The organism is Rhizobium sp. L1K21, from assembly GCF_024055895.1.
Lineage (GTDB): Bacteria > Pseudomonadota > Alphaproteobacteria > Rhizobiales > Rhizobiaceae > Ensifer_A.
On record NZ_JAMXLE010000003.1, the window covers coordinates 188,008 to 209,146 of the forward strand.

Sequence of the window (21,139 nt, forward strand, 5' to 3'; positions counted from 1 at the left end):
CGTGTTCAACCTTTCGCGTCGGAGCTGGTCATGACGGTGTAGAACACCCATGACAGCAAAAGGATGATGAGGAAGTAGATCAGGGACATGGCAGCAGCCGGACCGAGGTCGAACTGACCAATCGCCATTTTCACCAGATCGATGGAAAGGAACGTCGTGGAATTTCCAGGCCCGCCGCCGGTCACCACGAAGGGTTCCGTGTAGATCATGAAGCTGTCCATGAAGCGCAAGAGCACGGCAATCAGCAGAACCCGCTTCATCTTCGGCAACTGGATATAGCGGAAGACGGAAAAGCGGGATGCACCATCAATCTGCGCGGCCTGATAATAGGCATCGGGAATGGAGACCAGGCCAGCATAACACAGCAGTACCACAAGGCTTGTCCAGTGCCAGACATCCATGACGATGACCGTCACCCAGGCATCCATTGGATATTGGACGTAATTATAATCGATACCCATGGCTTCCAACGTGTGGCCCAGCAGGCCGATATCGACGCGACCGAAAACCTGCCAGATCGTACCCACCACATTCCACGGAATGAGAAGCGGCAGCGCCATCAGGACGAGGCAAACCGGCACGCCAAAACCCTTCTTCGGCATGTTGAGCGCAATCAGAATGCCCAATGGCACTTCTATGGCCAGAATGAAGAAGGAGAAAATGAGGTTTCGAACCAGTGCATCCCAGAAGCGGTCTGAGTGCAGCATATCGGAAAACCAGTCAGTCCCTGCCCAGAAAAACTGGTTGTTGCCGAATGTATCCTGCACCGAGTAGTTCACCACGGTCATCAGCGGAATGGCCGCCGAGAAAATGACGAGAACCAGAACCGGCATAACGAGGAACCAGGCTTTTTGATTGACTGTTTTTTCCATCGCTCAAGCCTCCCCGTTCACGCGCCAGGAATCGCGGTAAAGATTGACCCCGCCCGGCTTGAAGCTGATCTTTGCGTCTGTCGGAAGCGCCTCGTCTTCATCCATGACGACGGCAATCGGCAGACCTTCAAATTCGGCGCGCACGATTTTCTGCCGCCCCGTGTCTTCCACCTTTTTGATGGTGACTGGCAGACCTTCGCCGCCGAGCGTGATGAATTCAGGGCGAATGCCAAGCTCCATTTTAGCCTTCGCATCGGCAGGTGGGGCAAAGCCAAGATCGATTGTCTGCGAACCAACCTGCGCGGAGGCATTTTGAATTTTAGCGGGCAGCAGGTTCATACCCGGTGAGCCGATAAAATAACCGACAAATGTGTGGGCCGGGCGATTGAAAAGTTCATCGGGCGTGCCGATCTGCACGATCTCGCCCTCATACATGACCACCACCTTGTCAGCGAAGGTCAACGCCTCGGTCTGGTCATGCGTCACATAAACCATGGTATGGCCGAACTGGCGATGCAGCTTTTTCAGCTCGGTGCGCAGCATCCATTTCATATGCGGATCGATGACCGTCAGCGGTTCATCAAAGAGAATGGCGTTCACATCCGAGCGAACGAGGCCGCGTCCAAGCGAGATCTTCTGCTTCTGGTCCGCCGTCAAACCCGTTGCACGGCGATTGGCCCAATCGGTCAGGTCGATAATTTCCAGCGTTTCACGCACCTTGCGGTCCACTTCGGCTTCCGGCACGCGCCGGTTTCTGAGCGGAAAGGCCAGATTATCGTAAACGGTCATCGTGTCGTAGATCACCGGAAACTGAAACACCTGCGCGATATTGCGTTCGGGGGTTGAGAGGTTTGTCACATCCTTGCCGTCGAAGAGAATTTTGCCTTCTGACGGATGCAGGAGACCGGAGATGATGTTGAGAAGCGTGGTCTTGCCGCAACCCGATGGGCCGAGCAGCGCATAGGCGCCGCCGTCGACCCATTCGTGATGCACTTCCTTGAGCGCATAGTCATCGTCCGATTTCGGTTTTGCGCCATAAGCATGGCGGATATGATCGAGATTGATGCGTGCCATGGTCTTTGTCCTCCTCAGCCCGCATGCCCATCGGGCGCATAGGCGGCAATTGCCCGGCCGGATGTGTCGAATGCCATGAGATGCCGCGTGTCCACGAACATGGTCACGGCTGCATCGGTTTTGAGATCATGAATTCCGCGCACGAGCATCACCCAATCCGCGCCTGCAAATGTCAGGTGAATGAAACTCTCCGACCCGGTGATCTCGCAAATGCGCACGGTCGCGTCGAGTTTTTCAGCTTGCGCATGTTGCGGCGCCAGCGCCAATTGGTGGGGATGGAATGCGACGGTGAGCGGGCCATCCGGAATGCTTGCAAAATGTGGCGGCGCTGACAGCAGATGTTCCCCATCCTTGACCAGCGACATGCCCTTTTTCTCCACCTGCATCACATTGAGTGGCGGATCGGCAAAAGTCTGCGCCGTCACCAGATCGGCTGGATTGCGGTAGACGTCTACGGTGCTTCCAAACTGCGAAATGCGACCCTGGTGCAGCGCTGCTGTATTGCCGCCAAGCAGCAAGGCTTCCGAAGGCTCGGTGGTTGCATAAACAAAGATTGCACCAGATTCTGCGAAGATTTTCGGCAGTTCCTCGCGCAGCTCCTCACGCAGCTTATAGTCGAGGTTTGCCAGTGGTTCATCAAGCAGCACGAGGCTTGCGCCTTTCACGATTGCCCGCGCCAGCGCCGTGCGCTGCTGCTGACCACCGGAAAGGTTGAGCGGCGTGCGATCAAGATAGGGCGTAAGCTTGAGAAGGTCGGCTGTCTTTTTGACCGCGCGATCAATTTCTGAGGCGCTCTTGCCGGCAAGCCGCATGGGAGAAGCGATATTCTCATAAACGGTCATTGCCGGATAGTTGATGAATTGCTGATAGACCATCGCAACATTGCGCGACTGCACCTTCACGCCGGTTACATCAACACCGTCAAACCAGATGCTGCCTTCCGTCGGCTTGTCTAGGCCGGCCATCAGGCGCATCAGGCTTGTCTTGCCCGAGAGCGTCGGACCCAACAGCACGTTCAGCGTGCCGCGTTCAAGCGTCAGGCTGCTGGGGTAAATATGATATTCCCCACGCACCTTCTTCGCGGCATTGCGCAATTCCAGCATGAAATTTCCCGGCCTCCTCCTGCCGTTATTTCCTCCGTCAGGCCGCTTTCAGCACGCCTGACATATAGTCCTCCAAAGCAGCAATCTTATCCTGAGAGAGCCGCAAACCTTCCTTCGTGCGCCGCCACACAACATCCTCCGCCGTGCGCGCCCATTCCTCACCCATGAGCCACTTGACCTCAGCCTCGTAGAGGTTTCCGCCAAAATGCCGTCCAAGTTCCTCATATCCGGCAGCCTTGCCAAGAATATCCCATGCACGGGTTCCGTAAAGGCGTACATAGCGGGCGGCGTGTTCGTTCTTCAAAAAGCCAAACGCCTTCTTCAACCGGGCAACCTCATCTTGGTAACCGGTTGGAGGAAAATCGCCGCCAGGGAGCGTGGCTTTGGCCGTCCAGGCCTTGCCCTTTTCGCCGATTGTTTCACCGATCTTCTCAAGCGCATGTTCGGCAAGCCGGCGATAGGTGGTGAGCTTGCCGCCAAAGACGTTCAGCAACGGTGCCCCGCCCGCCGACTGCTCCACCTTCAGCACGTAATCGCGGGTGGCTTCCTGCGCCTGTGAAGCGCCATCGTCGAAAAGCGGACGCACGGCGGAATAGGTCCACACGATATCGTCACGGGTCACGGGCTCGGCAAAATATTCGCTGGCTGCACCGCAGAGATAGTCGATCTCGCTGTCACTGATCTTCACAGAATTTGGGTTGCCCTCAAAATCGCGGTCTGTTGTGCCGATCAAGGTGAAGTCGTTTTCGTAAGGGATCGCAAAGATGATGCGGTTGTCGGGGTTCTGGAAGAAATAGGCGCGCGGATCATCAAACTTTTTGCGGATGACGATGTGGCTGCCCTGCACGAGGCGCACATTATGCGCGTCGTTCTTGCCCATCACACCCTGGATCACCTTATCGACCCACGGGCCACCGGCATTGACCAGCATCCGGGTTTTCACCTGCTTGGTTCCGCCGCTCGCCCGATCGCGCAGCGTCACTGACCAGATACCGTTTTCCGAAATGGCGGAAGTGACTTCGGTCCGCACGAAAATAGACGCACCATGATTGGCTGCATCCTTGGCGTTCAGCACGACAAAGCGCGCATCATCAACCCAGCCGTCAGAATATTCAAACGCCTTGTTGAAGAGCGGCTTCAATGGCTTGGCCGCAGAATCCGTGCGCATATCAAGCGTGCGCGTCGGCGGCAGAAGCTTGCGTCCGCCCAGGTGATCATAAAGGAAAAGTCCAAGACGCACGAGCCAGGCGGGGCGGATACCGCCCTTATGAAAGGGCAGAACGAAACGCAGAGGCCATATGATATGCGGCGCAGAAGCCCAGAGAATCTCCCGCTCCATCAGCGCTTCCCGGACCAGACGGAACTCATAATATTCGAGGTAGCGCAAACCACCATGAATGAGCTTGGTTGCGCCCGAAGATGTGCCCGAAGCAAAGTCGTTCATTTCAGCCAGCCCGACGGAATATCCACGTCCGGCAGCATCCCGTGCGATACCCGAACCGTTGATACCGCCTCCAATGACAAAAATGTCGAAATCAACCTCTGTGGCCACTTCGCTCTCAGTCCTTGCTTCTTTCGCATTGCAGCAATATTTCGGAAATCCGAAATTTTCTATATCTTTTTCGAAAGCAAAACGAATGTCAAACGAAATTTCGAGTTTCGCTTTCTTTTACGACCGGATGCAGAAATTTCTCAGCCATTTTGCGTAGATAGGCGTGGGACAAGGCTTGCTCGAGCCGCAGTGCCATTTGACGAGCAGTGGCCTGCCCCTTCAATTTTGCCGAATTCGAAACCGGATTGACCCGGTGCGCCGCACAATCCGCGGGCCCTTGGATGCTGTCACGCGGGCGAAAAGCCATGCCGGGCGTAGAAGCGGTCAAGCTCGCGCTGCTCGGGAGCCTTGCCGGTATAAATCGCAATATATTCCGGAATGCGCTTCATCCGTAGCGCAATATCCTCGCGGGATTGCATGGAAATATAGCCGATCTGCACGAGATAAACCGCTCTGGCGCGCACATCTGCTGTCTCCTCGTCAAAACCGAACCGCGTGAACATGCGCGATATGGCGTCGATCCGGGCCTGATCGGCATCACGAACCTCCGCCAGAATGTCGGAAGATTGCAGCGCCCAGCTACGTACGGCGAACTCGAATTGGGAATCGAACAGGTCGGCATTCAGCCAGCAATCGAAAACGTTGAGCATCGCCTCGGCCAGCGATTCCGCGTAAGCCTGCGATTGCGCAACGAGATTGCCGGTGTTTTTTGACCGCCAGCGGGCGATCAATGCCGACAACAGTTCGTCCCGGTCCTTGAAGAACCAGTAAAAGCTGGTTCGCGACAGGTTCAACCGCTTGGCCAGCGGCATGATTTTCACCGAATCGACGCCGGACTCCAACAGGCTGGCATAGGCGGCATCAAGCCATCCCTCATAAGATCCGCGCCAACCACTGTCATTTGAAGCCTGTTCCATAATTGTTTTCTAACATGCTCCATCCCAACGGGACAAGAAGAATGTACACATATGATTGCTTACTTAACGCATGCGTTTATCCTTCTTGACACTTGTGAACATTTTACACTAGCGTAGCCATCATCTCTCTCGACCCGGAGTTCGACGCATGTCTGGCGATCCCCTTTTACAGCCCTTCCAACTCAAGCATCTGACCCTGAAAAACCGCATCATGGTCACTTCGCACGAGCCCGCCTACCCTGAAGACGGCATGCCCAAAGGTCGGTACAGGGCCTATACGGTGGAGCGCGCCCGCGGCGGCGTGGCCCTGACGATGACGGCCGGTTCAGCGACAGTTTCGAAGGACAGCCCGCCGGTCTTCAACAATCTCCTGGCCTATAAGGATGAGATCGTACCGTGGGTGCGGGAAATGACCGACGCGGTTCATGAACATGGCACCGCCATCATGATCCAGCTCACCCATCTCGGCCGGCGCACGCGGTGGGACAAGGGCGACTGGCTGCCAGCGCTGGCACCATCGCATCACCGTGAACCGGCACACCGCGCCTTCCCCAAGAAAATCGAAGACTGGGATATCGAGCGCATCATCAAGGATTTTGCCGATGCGGCCGAGCGCATGAAAGCAGGCGGGATGGACGGGATCGAACTGGAGGCCTACGGCCATCTCATCGATCAGTTTGCCTCGCCGCTGACCAATGAACTCGATAGCCCCTATGGCGGTTCGCTCGATAACCGGCTCCGTTTCTGTTTCGACGTCTTCAAAGCCATCCGCGAGCGGGTTGGTGAAGACTTCATTCTCGGTGTGCGATACACGGCGGACGAATGTCTCCCCGGCGGCAATGGGCGCGCCGAGGGGATCGAAATATCAAAACGGCTGCGCGACAGCGGGCTGATCGACTACCTGAACGTGATCCGCGGCCATATCGACACAGACCCCGGCCTGACCGATGTGATCCCCATTCAGGGCATGGCGAATTCGCCGCATCTGGATTTTGCCGGTGAAATCCGCGCCGCCACCAGTTTTCCGACCTTCCACGCGGCCAAGATTCCGGATGTCGCGACCGCCCGTCACGCTATCGCCTCCGGCAAGGTCGATATGGTGGGCATGACACGCGCGCACATGACCGACCCGCATATCGTGCGCAAGGTGATGGAAAAGCGCGAAGAGGACATTCGTCCCTGCGTGGGAGCCAATTACTGTCTCGATCGCATCTACCAGGGCGGCGAAGCCTACTGCATCCACAATCCGGCCACCGGACGTGAAGAAAAAATGCCGCATAGAATTGAAAAGGCGGCAGAGCGTAAGAAGGTCGTGATCGTCGGTGCTGGACCGGCGGGCCTTGAGGCCGCGCGCGTCTGCGGCGAACGTGGTCACGCGGTGATTGTGTTCGAAGCGGCCAACAATCCCGGCGGACAAATTCGCCTCACCGCGCAAAGTGAACGCCGCCGGGAGATGATCAGCATTATCGACTGGCGCATGAGCCAGTGCGAAAATCTGGGCGTCAACTTTCATTTCAACACCTGGGCTGACGCCAATGTGATCCAGGCGCAGGTGCCGGATATCGTCATTATCGCCACCGGCGGACTGCCGCATACCGAGGTTCTCTCGCAGGGCAATGAACTTGTTTGCTCGTCATGGGACATTATTTCGGGCGATGTGAAGCCTGGCTCCAACGTGCTTGTCTATGACGATGCCGGCGACCATCCCGGCTTGCAAGCTGCGGAAATCATCGCCAAGGCCGGTGGCAAGGTGGAGATCATGACGCCGGACCGGGCCTTTGCCCCCGAGGTGATGGCAATGAACCTCGTGCCCTATATGCGCTCACTGCAGAAGCTGGACGCCACCTTCACCGTCACCTACCGGCTGGAATCCGTGGAGAAAAGCGGCAATCAATTGGTCGCGCAGATCGGCAGCGATTATGGCGGGGTCTCCAAACAGAAGGCCTATGACCAGATCGTCGTCAATCACGGCACCATACCGCTTGATGATCTCTATTTCGAATTGAAACCGCTGTCGTCCAACCTGGGCGAAGTGTCCTACGAGCAACTCCTGGCCGGTGAAAAACAGTCTGTTCTTCGCAATCCTCACGGGGCATTTCAGCTGTTCCGCATTGGCGACGCGGTGGCGGCACGCAATACGCATGCGGCGATCTACGATGCATTGAGATTGGCCAAGGACCTTTAAGGCTCGCCCGGCCCCGACGGTTGCCCGCCGACACTCTGAAGAGGCCGGCGGGCAAATTGATAACGCCTTCTGGCTTGTCAGCAGGAGAATGCTATCTCCTGCTCAGACACGTTCAAGCGCGATTGCAATGCCCTGACCGACGCCGATACACATGGTCGCCAAAGCAAGCTTTTCACCTTTTTCATGCAGTTCCAGCGCAGCGGAGCCGGTAATCCGCGCGCCCGACATGCCGAGCGGATGGCCGAGTGCAATTGCTCCGCCGTTTGCATTCACAAAGTCGGCATCATCGGCAAGGCCGAGATCGCGCAACACGGCCAAGCCCTGGGATGCGAAAGCCTCGTTCAACTCAACGACTCCGAAATCGCTTGGATTGAGGCCCAGGCGCGCGCAGAGTTTGCGGGTCGCTGGTGCAGGTCCAAAACCCATGATCCGCGGCGGCACGCCGGCTGTGGCTCCGCCCATGATCCGGGCAATTGGTGTCAGGCCATATTTCCTGGCCGCGGCCTCGCTGGCGATGATGAGTGCGGCTGCACCGTCATTGACGCCGGAGGCATTGCCCGCTGTGACCGTACCGCCCTCGCGGAAGGGTGCGCGCAGTTTTGCGAGTGCTTCCAGCGTGGTGTCCGGGCGCAGATGCTCGTCTGCATCGACGACCGTATCACCCTTGCGGCCCTTGATCGTGACAGGCATGATTTCCTTCGCCAACCGACCGCTTGCTTGCGCCGCTGCGGCTTTCTGTTGCGAACGGAGCGTAAAAGTATCCTGGTCTTCCCGGGAAATTGAAAAGTCTTCGGCCACGTTTTCAGCCGTCTCCGGCATGGAATCCACACCGTATTGTGCCTTCATCAGCTTGTTGACGAAGCGCCAGCCAATGGTCGTGTCATGTATTTCGGCAGAGCGGGAAAATGCGCTCTCGGCCTTGGGCATGACAAAAGGTGCGCGCGACATGCTTTCCACGCCGCCGGCAATGATAAGCTCTGCCTCGCCCGCCTTGATGGCGCGGGCAGCGGAAATGACCGCGTCCATGCCAGAGCCACAAAGCCGGTTGATCGTATTGCCGGAAACGGAAGCGGGAAGACCGGCGAGAAGCAGCGCCATGCGCGCGACATTGCGGTTGTCTTCGCCGGCCTGGTTGGCGCAACCATACTGCACATCGTCGACGGCTTCCCAGTCAACGCTGCCGTTGCGCTCCATCAGCGCCTTGAGCGGCACGGCTGCAAGATCGTCAGCGCGAACGGAGGAAAGCGCGCCGCCGAAGCGGCCGATTGGTGTGCGTATGTAATCGCAAATAAATGCGTCAGGCATTCTCAGGGCTCCTTATAGAGAGGGAACGACAAGGTCGCCGACATTGGAGCCGGCAAGGATTTCGGCTTCGGTAACAGCCTGCAATTCGTCAAGCGAAATACTGGCGAGCTTTTCGCGCAAAACGAAACGCTTATCGATGATATCGAAGACCGCCAGAGAGGTATAAACCGTCGTGATACATTGCAGGCCGGTCAAAGGCATCGTGCATTGCCGCATCAGTTTCGGCGCGCCGTCCTTTGTGACATGGTCGGTCACCACCGCCACGCGCTTAGCACCATGGACAAGATCCATCGCCCCGCCAACAGCAGGAATGGCGCCCTTGCCTGTCGACCAATTGGCAAGATCGCCGTTTTCGGCAACCTGGAATGCACCCAGAACGGCAAGATCCAGATGTCCGCCGCGGATCATGGCGAAACTGTCAGCGTGATGGAAGAAGGCTGCACCGGGTTTAAGCTTAATCGCTTTTTTGCCGGCGTTAATAAGGTCCCAGTCCTCTTCACCAGCGGCAGGCACCCCACCAAAGCCGAGTATGCCGTTTTCCGTCTGATAAACGACCTCGCGCCCCTCTGGCTTGAATTTCGCCAGCATCTCCGGAAAGCCGATGCCCAGGTTGACATAGGCACCGTCTTCAATGTCCTGCGCGGCGCGCCAGGCAATCTGCGCGTTGGAAAGTTTGATCTTATCAAGCTGACTATTCATGGATAAACCGCCCCCTGGCGAATGAGAACCTCTTCCTGCTTCGGCTGCGTCACTTCCACGACTTTGTCGACGAAAATGCCTGGCGTGATGACGTGTTCCGGATCAATCGCACCAGCCTCCACAATGCGAGAGACCTGCACAATCGTGGTGGTCGAGGCCATGGCCATCAGTGGATTGAAATTGCGGCCTGCCAATCGGTAGGTGAGGTTGCCCATGGGGTCTGCAAATTCAGCTTTGATAAGACAGGCGTCGGCCTTCAGCCAGCGCTCCTGAACATAGTGGCGACCGTCAAATTCGGCGATGGGCTTACCTTCGGCAAGCTCGGTCCCGTAGCTGGCGGGTGTGTAGAAAGCAGGAATGCCAGCGCCGCCTGCGCGGATACGTTCGGCCAGGGTTCCCTGGGGCACAAGCTCCAGCTCAATGCCGCCAGCGCGATAGAGATTGTTGAAGACAGTTGAATCTGAAGAACGCGGGAACGAGCAGATGAGCTTGGCAACTTGCCCCTGCTCAATAAGTGCGGCAAGGCCCACATGCCCATTGCCGGCATTGTTGTTGACGACGGTCAGATTCTTTGGGCCAGCATCGACCAGCGCATGGATCAATTCCACCGGTGAGCCGGAGCCGCCGAAACCGCCAATCATGACGGTTGCGCCATCCTTGATCGAGGCCACGGCCTCACTCAGGGACCCTGTAATCTTGTTCATTCCTGTTTCTCCTCCCCTGGAGATGTCTGCGCCTTTTTCATCGGTGCAAATATCGCCAATGGCAAGCGCGGTTTGGCGCATGTTGACATTTGTTCAAAATGTGAAAAATTCCGTGCGCATGTTGAACAAAACAGACTTTGTCGCCTCTCTGGCGAAGGGGCTTCGCGTCCTCGAATGTTTCGCCGCCGAGCGCTCCCGACTTGCGATCGCCGATGTCGCAGACGCAACGGGGCTCGACAGGGCCACGGCAAGGCGTTGTCTGTTGACGCTCCACGAGCTTGGTTATGCAGACTATGACGGCAAGTTTTTCAGCCTCACCCCTCGTGTGCTCAGGCTTGGGGTCGGGGCCCTCGCGGCATTGCCCTTGCCACAGATCGTGCAGCCCTGGCTCGACCAGCTCTCCGAACAAATCGGCCAGTCCTGCTCCGTATCGATCCTCGACGACAAGGAGATTGTCTACATTGCGCGCGCGGCGCAGAAACGGGTCATGTCAGTCGGCCTGATGCCGGGATCACGCCTGCCTGCACATTGCACCTCAATGGGCCGCGTTTTGCTGGCCGCACTGCCGGAGGGGGAAGCCCGCGCTATCATCGAGGCCTCCGATCTGACCCCGCGCACGCCCCGCTCTCTGGCTTCGGTGGACGACATCATGCGCGTCGTCGCGGAGGTTCGTGTGAACGGGTATTCGCTGGTGGACCAGGAGGTGGAGCTCGGATTGCGATCGCTTGCCGTTCCCCTCGTCAACACGCGCGGAAAGGTTATTGCCGCGCTCAATACAGGCATGGCGGCGATCCACGGGGACTTGGAACAAGTCTTGAGAGACTATCTGCCGGCCCTCTTGCGGCTGCAGCAAAGCCTGCGCCGTCTGCTGAATTGAACGGAACCGTAAGCGTTGTCTTTCAAGCGCCCAAGGGCGGTGTGCGCGGAGGGCTGGAGCGGCGCGCGCCTGTCGCCTCGAAGGCTGCGGCCAATGACAACAGTTTGTTATCGTCATAGGCGCGACCGGCAAAGGTCAGGCCAACCGGCATGTGTGTGTCGGCCATCGTCCCCATGGGAACGGTAACTGTGGGGATACCAAGATGGCGGATGGTGAGATTGCCGTTTGCGACCCAGACGCCATTGCGCCAGCCGAGGTCTGCGTGGTGCGGGTCGATATCCATATCGGCGTGACCGATGTCTGCGACAGCCGGAAACAGGACGGCGTCAAGACCGAGATCATCCATCCAGGTTTCAAGGTCCTGTTTGCGGGTCTCTTCAAGCCCCTTCAGTCCGCTCTCCAGTTCCGGAATATCCTCGAAGGATCGGTAAGGATGGCTGCGCACCTGTTCCGGATAGGTAGCAATGTCATCAGAAAAGCCGGTATAGCGATCGGGCAGCGCGCCCGGCGGACGCGGGAAGATCTGCGCGCCATCTACATTCGCCAACGTGTTGAAATTGGGATCGTCGTTTGCCTTGAGAAAATCCTCCCAGGCCCAGGCCGACAAATCGACGATTTCATACTTCAGGAATTCAGGCCTGATGAGGCCGCGCGTCACGATCGAAGGTGCGCCCGGCCGATCAGCTTCGTAATTCGTCACAACCGGAAAATCGACCAGCACGACCTCCGCCCCGGCAGCTTCAAGGTCGCGTCGGGCCTTTTCCCAGAGGTCGATAATGGAAGCGCGCGTCTCAATCGGCTTTCCCGTCGATCCGCCGATGCCGCCGTTCGGATTGGTTCCCGCAACTGGATCAGCATTGATATACATGCGCGGCACGCCAAAGCGTCTTCCAGCAAGTGTATTCCGCGCACGGTCTTTGCCGTTCGGTGCGAGCGTCTTGTAACTTTGCGGTCGCACCGCCGATGCACTTGGCAATTTGATCCAGGGTTGCGCGCGCCAGAAGTCACCCCGCGTCTCCGGGTCATCGGCAACGATGATATCCAGCAGTTCCAGCATATCGGCCATCGTGCGCGTATGCGGCACCACCACATCCATTGTCGGCACGAGCGGCCAGTTGCCGCGCACGGAGATGACACCACGTGAAGGCGTGTAGGCACAAAGTGCATTATTGGAGGCTGGTGCCCGGCCACTCGACCATGTCTCTTCACCGAGACCGAAGGCTGCAAACGAGGCGGCGGTTGCTGTGCCGGACCCATTGGATGAGCCCGACCCGAAGGCGCTGGTCAGCCACTCGGCATTATAGGGGCTTTCCGCGCGTCCATAGACGCCGCGCTGCATACCGCCATTGGCCATAGGCGGCATATTGGTGAGGCCGAGACATATGGCGCCGGCATTGCGCAGCCTTTCGATGGTGAAGGCGTCGCGTTGCGCAACAAGGCTCTCAAAGGCGGGGCTGCCGGATGCAGCCGTCAAGCCACGCACGAGATAGCTGTCTTTGGCCGTGTATGGTATGCCGTCGAGCGGTGACAGCGTCGCGCCCGCTTTGCGTCGTTCATCAGAGCGCCGCGCTTCAGCCAGCGCATCCGGATTTGCAACCACAATCGAATTCAGGGCTGTTTCCGTGCCGGGAGCGTCATAAGCCTGAACGCGGGCAAGATAGGCTTCCACCAGTTCGACACTGGTTACGACACCCTCTTCCAAAGCTGTCCGCAGGTCTGCAATCGACGTTTCGACGACATCAAAGCTGGCCATGCTTTCGCCCCTATTCCAATGTCGGCTGCTGCTGCGTAATGCAGTGAATGCCGCCGCCGCGGGCGAAAATGGGACGGGAATCAATCGTGACAACCTCCCGCCCGGGATAAGCGTCCGCTAACACAGCGCGCGCCGCCGCATCTGCTTTTTCGTCACCGAAGCCGCAGGCAATGACCCCGCCATTCACCACGAGATGATTGACGTAGCTGTAATCAACAAAACCATCTTCGTCTTCAATTTGCGCCGGCGCATCAAGATCGAGAATTTCCCAGCTGCGCCCTGCGGCGTCGGTCGTCTCTGCAAGAAAGGAGCGAAGTTCTTGCATGACGGCGTGATCGGGATGCTCCGCATTGGGCTGGCGGTGCAGCAGCAACACGCCTGGCGAGGCAATGGTTGCGACGATATCCACGTGACCATTCGTGCCGAATTTCTCATAATCGCGGGTCAGGCCGCGCGGCAGCCAGATTGCCTTGGTCACACCCAGCGTGCGCGCCAGTTCGGCTTCAACACGGTCGCGGGTCGCATAAGGGTTGCGGCGGGGATCGAGCTGCACCGTCTCTGTCACCAGAACAGTGCCCTCCCCGTCAACATGAATGCCGCCGCCTTCGTTCACCAGCAAGCTCGAGACGATTTCTGCGTCACAATGGCGTGCAATGAAACGGGCAATCTCGGCCGACTTTTTCCAATCGGCCCAACCGTGATCACCCCAGCCATTGAAAATCCAGTCGACGGCGCCGAGTACGCCTGGCCGGTCATCGTCCACAACGAATGTGGGGCCGAAATCACGCATCCAGAATTCATCGAGCGGCGCTTCTATCTGCTCTATATCGCTTCCAAGCATGCGCGCGGCGCGGTCGCGCTCGGACGGGTCGACGATCATGGTCACCGGCTCGAACCGGGCAATCGCATGCGCGACCTCAGTCCACGCCGCATAGCCCGTTTCCTGCCAGGCCTCACCCTCACCCAAAGTTTCCCCGGCACGCGGAAAGGCCATCCAGGTGCGGTCGTGTCGCGCCGTTTCAGAGGGCATACGCCATTTCATTCCTGCACATCCCTCTCAATTGATCGGAGCGTTGATTGACTATGCAGCAGACTTGCCGGCCTTTTCAATGCATTCCCACATATAGCATTCCGCTTGCCGAGGAAAACCGCCCGGTGCTCTAAACGCCCAGTTTGTCGCGAATTCCGTACCACCAGGCACCCAATGCTGTGAGCGGCACACGGAACATGCGACCGCCAGGGAACGGGAAATTGGGCAACGATTGCCAAACATCGTAGCGCTCGGCGTGGCCTGCCACTGCCTCACCGAGAATGCGGCCCAGCAGATGCGTGGTCGTGACGCCATGTCCGCTATCGCCGTGAGAGAAATAGACCGTGCCGGAAATCTTGCCCATATGCGGAATTCGGGTCAGGGTCAGGGCAAAATTACCGCTCCAGGCATATTCTATTTTGACGCCCTTCAGCTCCGGGAACGTCTTCAGCATGTTCGGCAAGATCACCGATGTCAGGTTTTTCGGGTCCTGCCCGCCATAACCGATGCCGCCGCCATAGAGCAGCCGATTGTCAGCCGTGCGCCGATAATAATCGAGCACATAATTGGCATCTTCAACGCAGTAATTCGCCGGAAGCAGCTTTTCAATCGTGGCATCATCCAGCCGCTCGGTTGCCATGACTTGGCTTGAAACCGGCATCATGCGCGACGAGATGGCAGGCAGCAGTTCGCCGAGATAGGCATTGCCGCAGACAAGAACATATTTTGCCTGCACCTTGCCTTTCTCAGTTGAGACGCTTGGCTTGGCACCGGTATGAACATGCGTGACACGTGAATTTTCAAAAATCTGTGCGCCCAGACCTTCTGCAGCGCGGGCTTCGCCTTCGACCAGGTTCAGTGGGTGAATATGCCCACCCTTGCGGTCGATCATCCCGCCGACATAGCGATTTGAGGAGACGTAGTGCCCAACCTCGGCTTTCGACACCATTTCGAGGCCATCATGACCGCGCTTTTCCCAATCGCGGCGGACCTTATCCATCTCGCGCACCTGCTTGTCGTTGAAGGCTGCAAAGAAGCCGCCATGACGCAGATCGCAGTCAATGCCATATTTGGCGACGCGCTCGCGGATAATATCGCCACCTTCCAGAGACATTCGGCCAAGGGCAGCGGCCTTGTCCTCACCATACCATTTGCGGATGGTTTCAAGATCGCGGCTATAACCGTTGACAATCTGCCCACCATTGCGCCCCGAAGCGCCAAAACCAACGCGATTTGCTTCCAGGACGACAACCTTGAAACCACGTTCGGCCAGCTCAAGTGCGGCTGATATGCCCGTGAACCCCCCGCCGATAATGCAGACGTCGGTTTCCAGCGCACCTTCGAAAGCAGGCCGCGGGGACTGCGCAACCGCGGTTGCGGCATAGTAGGATTTGACGTGACCAGGATTGTCAAATTTGGCAAATGCGTTCATCTCACACCGTCCTTATATATGCGTCGTATTCGACGTCGGTCACCCGGAATGAAAATTCCAGGAGTTCCTGTTGCTTGCAGGCTGCGTAAAGCTTGCGGTATTCGGCTCCGAAGGCGCTCAGCGCAAAACCGGAATTGGCAAAGCGCTGCAATGCCACATCCCAGTTGGTCGGCAGCGGCTCATGCACCATTGAATGCTCGTCACCGCTGATTGCCGCACCCGGATGCAGTTTTTCGCTGATACCCGCAAGTGCTGCCTTCAAGATCATGGCCAGCACCAGATGCGGATTGGTGTCGGCGCCCGCAACACGGTGTTCGATCCGGGTTGCCTTTTGTCCGGCCTTGATCACCCGCACCGCCGCCGAGCGATTGTCGATCCCCCAGGAGGCATAGGTTGGCGCATGTTCGGAAGGCTTCAGCCGACGATAAGAATTTGCATGTGGCGCAAACACCGCCATACTGTCGGACATGTAAGTCAAGAGGCCGCCGACGGCGTGCATGAGGGTTTGCGACACGTCGTTTCCATCGGCGAAAACATTCTTGCCCTCTTTGTCCAGAACCGAGAAATGCACATGCATTCCGCTTCCGGCCTGAAGCCCATAGGGTTTGGCCATGAAGGTCGCGTCAAGATCGTGTTTGCGGGCAACCGCCTTCACAATGCGTTTGAGGAGGACTGCGGCATCCGCGGCCCGCATGGCATCCGGAACATGGTTCAGGTTGAGCTCATATTGCCCTGGTCCATTTTCGCGCACCACCGTGTCTGCCGGAATATCCTGCGCCCGGCAGGCTTCCGCAATATCTGTAAAAACCTCTTCATAATCCTGTAATTCCGAGATCGAAAGAACTTGCGTCTGGCCCGTATGCCAGCGGCCATCGCGTGAATTTGGCGGACGGACAGGATCAAGCGCGGAGCGGACAGGATCGATCAGGTAGAATTCCATCTCGGTTGCCGCCACCGGCGTCAGACCAAGTTTGGCATATTGGGACAGAACATTTGCCAGCACCGCGCGCGGATTGGCATGGAAATGCCCGCCCTCGCCATCAAACATGTTAAGCAGCACCTGCGCCGTCGGTCGCTTCAACCAGGTGACGCGCGAAAGGGTTCCGGGAACCGGCAGGCAAAGACCATCCGGATCACCGGTGCCTTCTGCCAGACCAGCCGCATTGACATCGCGGCCCCAAACATCAAGCGCGAAGACCGAACGAGGCATGGCAAGGCCATTGTTCAACACGTCGGCAGCGCGATCGCGCGGTATCCATTTGCCACGCGGCACTCCGTTGACGTCGATGACAAATGCCTCCAGCACCTCGATGTCTGGATTTGCGTCAAGAAACAATTCAGCGGCGGTGCGGGCATCCAGTGACGTACCGCTGGACAGCCCGGCTGATGCGCGCAGATTTTCAGGCTCTTTGTACAACATCACGCTCCCCACCCGACAAGACCTTTGACAAAATCTGTCTGTGCGCAATCGGCCGAGTCAACGCATGGGCCATCGATGTGGAATTGACGCTCTTGATGCATTGGGGGCTCCAGAATTTGCCTGATATGGATCAGTTGTTGTCTCGCATAACATTATTATGATCATAATTCTATAGAATTTGATCAAATTATTCGTGGCCGACAAATGAGCCTGCCGCGGAGCGCGTTTTTGAGACTGAAGAATGCAAGACGTTCAGATGGTCATACTCATGAAGCGCTTGCGGCCGAGGTAACCGGCACCATCCTGGATGTCCGAGGTGATGGCAGAACGCAAAGCCTCGCGATCCCTGGAGCGGATTGCCTGCATGGCTTCGGCGTGGCGATCCAACCGATAGCTCTCTTGCAGATTTTCCGTGGCCTCGCGCATGAACGGCCCGAGGCGTATCCAGACGGATTCAATCAGTGGCAAGAGGACTGCCGCTGAACGTGTTTCATACAGACAGCGGTGAAAATCAAAATTGCGCTCGATACCGGCCTCGATATCGCCGCGCTCGTAAGCTGCGTCGATCTCTGCATCGATCTTTTCCATTTTGGCGAGACGCAAATAATCGACGAAGGGCATGGCTCTGTCTGCCGCCAGCGTTTCAAGCGCGATACGGGCAGCCAGCGTTTCATCGAACTTGTCAGGCGTCATCTCCGGAACACGCACGCGGCGATTGTCCAGATGTTCCAGAGCGCCATCGGCAACCAGAAGATGGAGCGCTTCGCGCACCGGCATGGTGGAAACGCCCAGGGCTTCGGCGATCCCGGTAATCGTTACCGCCTGTCCAGGCGGCAAACGACCGGTCATCACCGCGTGCCGCAAGCTGCGATGCGTCAAAGCCTTCACGCTTTCATGGGGTTGTTTGTCCAATAGCTTGAGCACATCGTCTCCCGGTTTATACCCGCTTCGATGATCTATAAGCAACTTGGAGCTTGCTCGCCAGTTGCCAAGTTCATCGTCTGATCCGTCATGAACGTCTGGAAAGAACCCTGCGGATACTGGCCATCGCACCCGCCTGATCGCTATCGGCATTCATGCCGTCCAACCGTATTCACAGGCCCTCAAGCTTGAGAAACACCTTCTCCAAAAGACCGTTGAGCCGGGTAAGTTCCTCAGGCGTGATATTGACGAAGGAAGAGGTGAAAACCTGGTCGGCTTCCTGGCGGGCAAGGCGACGCAGCCGGTCTCCCTCAGGTGTCAGGCAGACGTCTGTAACACGCCCGTCATTGGGGCGGACACGGGTGACCACAAGGCCATCGGCGATCATGCGCTGGACGATCTTGGTGGCTGTGTTGAGCTTGATGACCGCATAGTCGGCAATCTCGGAAACGCTCAGATGCTCGTCTTCATAAAGCGACATCAGGACACGCCAGCGGGCCATATCCAGATTGAGCGGCTTGAGGCGCTTTTCCAGCACATTCACATAGCGCGCATTGACACGCGAGACCCAATAAAAGGGCCAGTCCTTTTTCATGCGCTTTTCAGCAGTGACGGCCTCGTGGCCGTAAGCTTCCGGTATCTGATCTGTAGACATCTGGGTCTCGGATTTTCGGAGCCAACCTCTTTTTGCGGAACATTCCGTTAGAGCATAAAAGACATATCCGCAACAGCTGGCGAGCATTTGCTTGCCATGACCAACAGACCTCACTTCCCGCCGTGTTCGTCACTCTCAGCAACAGCAGCGTCAGCAGACGACATTTGCACCGAAGGCTCTGCAGCGCTTAAGACCTGAACGAGGCGTTCGCGCATCTCGCTCATGGGTATCTCCTCACTTTCGACAGCAGGCGTCATGCCCACGGTAAAATCGTGTTCCAGAAAGCGTGCGAGGAGACTTTTGTCACGGCTGATGATGTGGATCGGTACAGCACGCGATGCATCCGGACCCGTCACAATTGGTGCAGGCTGGTGGTCGCCGAGGATAATGAAAACCGCATCATCCCCGTAATGCGCGATATAATCTCCCAGGGTCTGAAGGGAATAATCGATCGTCTGTATGTAGTGTTCGCGGATGCTGTCGCCATCCGACCAGACTTCCCTCGGGGAGAGGCCGCTTTCAGCTTGCGCGTTGAAGACGGCCCCGTCACCGACATCATTCCAATCGATCAGCTTTGCGACCGGTGTCCAGGGCGCGTGGCTGGAAATCAGTGCAATCTCCGCCATCACGGGCTGGCCTTGTGCCTGCGCGGGCTTGCGCGCCAGACGTTCGAATGCGCTCAGCGTATATTGGTCAGGCATGGTGACCCAGTTGAAGGGCTTGCCCTTGTAGTCGAGATCTTTGGCCGCCAAAACCTGATCGTAACCGAAATACGCAGCCTCCGGCCAATCCATGGTAATGGCGGGCATGACGGCCGTTGTGCGCCAGCCGGCTTTTTTGAAGAGACGGTTGAGGCTCTCTCTTCTGCTGATCATCAGGCGATCAAAACGCGCCTGGCTATCGGTCCACAGGCCGGACAGGAATGTGCCATGCGCAAGCCAGCTCAAGCCGCCCATTGTGGGTGAAAGTGACCAAGCGCTGACAGCGCCAAAGCCCGCGGCCTGCAACTGATCCTCAACACTCTGCAGACGCGGCTTCATAATGGGACTGTATCGTGGATCTTCGACAGCGCTTCTTCCGTAAGATTCCACAAACACAAGGATGACGTCTCGCCCTTTGATACCGGCGAACAGGTTTGTGGTTTGCGCCACCGGATCCGTGTTTTGCAAATCACGTTCAAACTGCCGCATATCGGCGACGGATTTTTGAACAAGCGCCAGCCTGTCGGCGAGATAGGGCAATCCGCGCAACTCTGCTCTCACTGGCAATGCCGGCGCTGCGACCCACAACACGGCTCCTGCAGCAAGCAAGACAAAAGCTGCCATCAGCGAACCCCACCACACAGTTCCGCGGAAAGAGGCAATCTTTCGCTGCGCGGCAAAAAAAAGAACGCCCAGCGCCAGAAATGCAGCCGCTCCAAGTGCGATCGCGAGCCCGGCGCTCCATTGGCCGATTGCACCGGAAAGCAGGTTCCAGGCGTCAGCCAGCATCTTCATGTCGAGATAGGGATTAAAGCGCCGCTGGAACGCTGATTGAACCCCGATATCGGCCCCTTTCAGAAAGAGCAAGGTGAACAACGCCAGTGTTGAAAGGATCGCAAAGGCAGCGGCCAAACGCCGTGGCAACAGCAACAGAACCAGGAGAATGACCGGAATTTCGACCGGAAAACGAAAGAAGGCACGAACGGAAAATGCATTCGGATGGTCGGGAAGCGTAAGCGACGCAAAGCTGATCAGAGTTACGAAGATAACCGCCAGTATCGCCAGCCAGGCAGGCGATGCTGACCCCTTCCCGATATTCGCATTTTTGGCCATCAGGTATTTTCCTTGGCAAAAATGTTCATGAGACCGCTGGGGGACGTATGTTTGCCAAGGCTTTCCAGAGACATCAACACTCCAGCCGTGCATAAATGTCGCCCGAACCGCTTTCAGGTCCCAGCGCTGCAAGGTCCCGGCGCAAGTGGGTACCATCCTGCCAATCGGTCCAGTGAAACTGGTGGCTTTCGCCGATCACCCGGTTGAAGCGGTAGTTGCCCAGTGCCATCAACACATCAATGGCCTTTTCCGCGACCGAAGGCATTGCCGGAATATATTCGAACGCGACAAGCTTCAGCGGTCTCGACAGTCCGCTTAGAATATCTGCCTCAGCCCCTTCGCAGTCTATTTTGCAAAAATCGGGAATGCCGTAACGTTCAATCAGCAGGTCCAACGTTGTCATGGGGACCACCACCTCGCTGTCCCACCGCACCTGCCGGAATCCATCCGTGCGACCAACCTTCTCGACAAAATCAGGCGAGGTCGTCGTGACCGTCGGGTGCCGGCGTGAAATCCGCAAAGAAACCTCGCCTGGCCGAGCGCCGACCGCAACACGTTCGAACCCCGCCAACTGTCCCGCAAAATGTTTTTCGATCAGATCGGCAAAGGCCGGCTGCGGCTCGACGGCGACCACCTTCGCGCCGAGCGAAAGCAGCGTTTTGCTGCGGCTGCCGGCATGTGCCCCAATATCAAAGACGAGATCGTCTGGACTGATCAGCGCTTGATAGAAGCGCCGCAAAGCGCGCCGACGCCAGGGTTGGCCATAGTAGACCACCATGGACCGGGCCATTCCGGCAGCTGTTTCCAGATGCGCGCGCAATGCCAT

General features: G+C 57.4%; 18 protein-coding genes. 2 read left to right on the plus strand and 16 right to left on the minus strand.

All coding sequences use genetic code 11. The features are described from left to right. Window positions 1–5 precede the first annotated feature (5 nt). From NHF56_RS15870 to NHF56_RS15890, 5 genes are all read right to left on the minus strand, one after another. Entirely contained in the window at window positions 6–872 is an 867-nt protein-coding gene (locus NHF56_RS15870; protein WP_252806300.1) for a carbohydrate ABC transporter permease, read from the minus strand. A 3-nt stretch (window positions 873–875) separates the two neighbouring features. Further along, complete coding sequence (locus NHF56_RS15875; protein ID WP_252806301.1) at window positions 876–1,946, minus strand: ABC transporter ATP-binding protein; 1,071 nt, start codon at window positions 1,944–1,946, stop codon at window positions 876–878. Between the two features lie 14 nt (window positions 1,947–1,960). Further along, window positions 1,961–3,049, minus strand: a complete 1,089-nt coding sequence (locus tag NHF56_RS15880) for an ABC transporter ATP-binding protein (RefSeq protein WP_252806303.1) — start codon at window positions 3,047–3,049, stop codon at window positions 1,961–1,963. Between the two features lie 37 nt (window positions 3,050–3,086). Continuing rightward, entirely contained in the window at window positions 3,087–4,601 is a 1,515-nt protein-coding gene (gene glpD / locus NHF56_RS15885; protein ID WP_252806306.1) for a glycerol-3-phosphate dehydrogenase, read from the minus strand. Window positions 4,602–4,888: 287 nt separating this feature from the next. After that, window positions 4,889–5,518, minus strand: coding sequence for a TetR/AcrR family transcriptional regulator (locus NHF56_RS15890; protein WP_252806308.1), 630 nt, complete (start codon window positions 5,516–5,518; stop codon window positions 4,889–4,891). A gap of 148 nt (window positions 5,519–5,666) precedes the next feature. On the opposite strand from NHF56_RS15890, the gene NHF56_RS15895 reads away from it, so the two are divergent. Then, on the plus strand, window positions 5,667–7,703 hold the full coding sequence (locus tag NHF56_RS15895; protein ID WP_252806310.1) for an NADH:flavin oxidoreductase: 2,037 nt from the start codon (window positions 5,667–5,669) through the stop codon (window positions 7,701–7,703). Window positions 7,704–7,805: 102 nt separating this feature from the next. On the opposite strand, the gene pcaF is transcribed toward NHF56_RS15895, so the two are convergent. Genes pcaF through NHF56_RS15910 form a run of 3 tightly spaced genes read right to left on the minus strand, consistent with a single transcriptional unit; the run spans window position 7,806 to window position 10,411 of the window. After that, a complete protein-coding gene (pcaF, locus tag NHF56_RS15900) occupies window positions 7,806–9,008 on the minus strand; it encodes a 3-oxoadipyl-CoA thiolase (protein WP_252806312.1) in 1,203 nt (400 codons plus the stop codon). 12 nt (window positions 9,009–9,020) lie between these two features. After that, window positions 9,021–9,707 (minus strand): 3-oxoacid CoA-transferase subunit B, encoded by a 687-nt coding sequence (locus NHF56_RS15905; protein ID WP_252806314.1) that lies wholly within the window; start codon window positions 9,705–9,707, stop codon window positions 9,021–9,023. Next, entirely contained in the window at window positions 9,704–10,411 is a 708-nt protein-coding gene (locus NHF56_RS15910; RefSeq protein WP_252806316.1) for a 3-oxoacid CoA-transferase subunit A, read from the minus strand. Before NHF56_RS15910 ends, NHF56_RS15905 begins: the two co-directional genes overlap by 4 nt. A gap of 118 nt (window positions 10,412–10,529) precedes the next feature. On the opposite strand from NHF56_RS15910, the gene NHF56_RS15915 reads away from it, so the two are divergent. Beyond that, window positions 10,530–11,288 (plus strand): IclR family transcriptional regulator C-terminal domain-containing protein, encoded by a 759-nt coding sequence (locus tag NHF56_RS15915; protein WP_252806318.1) that lies wholly within the window; start codon window positions 10,530–10,532, stop codon window positions 11,286–11,288. Between the two features lie 22 nt (window positions 11,289–11,310). On the opposite strand, the gene NHF56_RS15920 is transcribed toward NHF56_RS15915, so the two are convergent. The 8 genes from NHF56_RS15920 to NHF56_RS15955 form a co-directional block, all read right to left on the minus strand. Next, on the minus strand, window positions 11,311–13,041 hold the full coding sequence (locus tag NHF56_RS15920; RefSeq protein ID WP_252806320.1) for an amidase: 1,731 nt from the start codon (window positions 13,039–13,041) through the stop codon (window positions 11,311–11,313). A 10-nt stretch (window positions 13,042–13,051) separates the two neighbouring features. Then, window positions 13,052–14,083 carry an agmatine/peptidylarginine deiminase gene (locus NHF56_RS15925; protein ID WP_252806322.1) on the minus strand — a complete coding sequence of 344 codons (1,032 nt, stop codon included), beginning with the start codon at window positions 14,081–14,083 and terminating at the stop codon, window positions 13,052–13,054. A gap of 118 nt (window positions 14,084–14,201) precedes the next feature. Beyond that, on the minus strand, window positions 14,202–15,503 hold the full coding sequence (locus tag NHF56_RS15930; protein WP_252806323.1) for an FAD-binding oxidoreductase: 1,302 nt from the start codon (window positions 15,501–15,503) through the stop codon (window positions 14,202–14,204). 1 nt (window position 15,504) lies between these two features. Further along, a complete protein-coding gene (locus tag NHF56_RS15935; protein ID WP_252806326.1) occupies window positions 15,505–16,923 on the minus strand; it encodes a glutamine synthetase family protein in 1,419 nt (472 codons plus the stop codon). Between the two features lie 252 nt (window positions 16,924–17,175). Then, entirely contained in the window at window positions 17,176–17,847 is a 672-nt protein-coding gene (locus NHF56_RS15940) for an FCD domain-containing protein (protein ID WP_252806328.1), read from the minus strand. 169 nt (window positions 17,848–18,016) lie between these two features. Then, window positions 18,017–18,499, minus strand: coding sequence for a MarR family winged helix-turn-helix transcriptional regulator (locus tag NHF56_RS15945; RefSeq protein ID WP_252806330.1), 483 nt, complete (start codon window positions 18,497–18,499; stop codon window positions 18,017–18,019). Between the two features lie 110 nt (window positions 18,500–18,609). Next, a complete protein-coding gene (locus tag NHF56_RS15950; protein WP_252806332.1) occupies window positions 18,610–20,313 on the minus strand; it encodes a sulfatase-like hydrolase/transferase in 1,704 nt (567 codons plus the stop codon). 73 nt (window positions 20,314–20,386) lie between these two features. Further along, window positions 20,387–21,139 (minus strand): FkbM family methyltransferase, encoded by a 753-nt coding sequence (locus NHF56_RS15955; protein ID WP_252806334.1) that lies wholly within the window; start codon window positions 21,137–21,139, stop codon window positions 20,387–20,389.

Excerpts from the sequence above, each read along its gene's own strand:
- NHF56_RS15870 (WP_252806300.1), bottom strand. The coding sequence starts at position 872 with ATGGAAAAAACAGTCAATCAAAAAGCCTGGTTCCTCGTTATGCCGGTT.
- NHF56_RS15875 (WP_252806301.1), bottom strand. The coding sequence starts at position 1,946 with ATGGCACGCATCAATCTCGATCATATCCGCCATGCTTATGGCGCAAAA.
- NHF56_RS15880 (WP_252806303.1), bottom strand. The coding sequence starts at position 3,049 with ATGCTGGAATTGCGCAATGCCGCGAAGAAGGTGCGTGGGGAATATCAT.
- NHF56_RS15890 (WP_252806308.1), bottom strand. The coding sequence starts at position 5,518 with ATGGAACAGGCTTCAAATGACAGTGGTTGGCGCGGATCTTATGAGGGA.
- NHF56_RS15895 (WP_252806310.1), top strand. The coding sequence starts at position 5,667 with ATGTCTGGCGATCCCCTTTTACAGCCCTTCCAACTCAAGCATCTGACC.
- pcaF (WP_252806312.1), bottom strand. The coding sequence starts at position 9,008 with ATGCCTGACGCATTTATTTGCGATTACATACGCACACCAATCGGCCGC.
- NHF56_RS15905 (WP_252806314.1), bottom strand. The coding sequence starts at position 9,707 with ATGAATAGTCAGCTTGATAAGATCAAACTTTCCAACGCGCAGATTGCC.
- NHF56_RS15910 (WP_252806316.1), bottom strand. The coding sequence starts at position 10,411 with ATGAACAAGATTACAGGGTCCCTGAGTGAGGCCGTGGCCTCGATCAAG.
- NHF56_RS15915 (WP_252806318.1), top strand. The coding sequence starts at position 10,530 with ATGTTGAACAAAACAGACTTTGTCGCCTCTCTGGCGAAGGGGCTTCGC.
- NHF56_RS15920 (WP_252806320.1), bottom strand. The coding sequence starts at position 13,041 with ATGGCCAGCTTTGATGTCGTCGAAACGTCGATTGCAGACCTGCGGACA.
- NHF56_RS15925 (WP_252806322.1), bottom strand. The coding sequence starts at position 14,083 with ATGAAATGGCGTATGCCCTCTGAAACGGCGCGACACGACCGCACCTGG.
- NHF56_RS15930 (WP_252806323.1), bottom strand. The coding sequence starts at position 15,503 with ATGAACGCATTTGCCAAATTTGACAATCCTGGTCACGTCAAATCCTAC.
- NHF56_RS15935 (WP_252806326.1), bottom strand. The coding sequence starts at position 16,923 with ATGTTGTACAAAGAGCCTGAAAATCTGCGCGCATCAGCCGGGCTGTCC.
- NHF56_RS15945 (WP_252806330.1), bottom strand. The coding sequence starts at position 18,499 with ATGTCTACAGATCAGATACCGGAAGCTTACGGCCACGAGGCCGTCACT.
- NHF56_RS15950 (WP_252806332.1), bottom strand. The coding sequence starts at position 20,313 with ATGGCCAAAAATGCGAATATCGGGAAGGGGTCAGCATCGCCTGCCTGG.
- NHF56_RS15955 (WP_252806334.1), bottom strand. The coding sequence starts at position 21,139 with ATGGCATTGCGCGCGCATCTGGAAACAGCTGCCGGAATGGCCCGGTCC.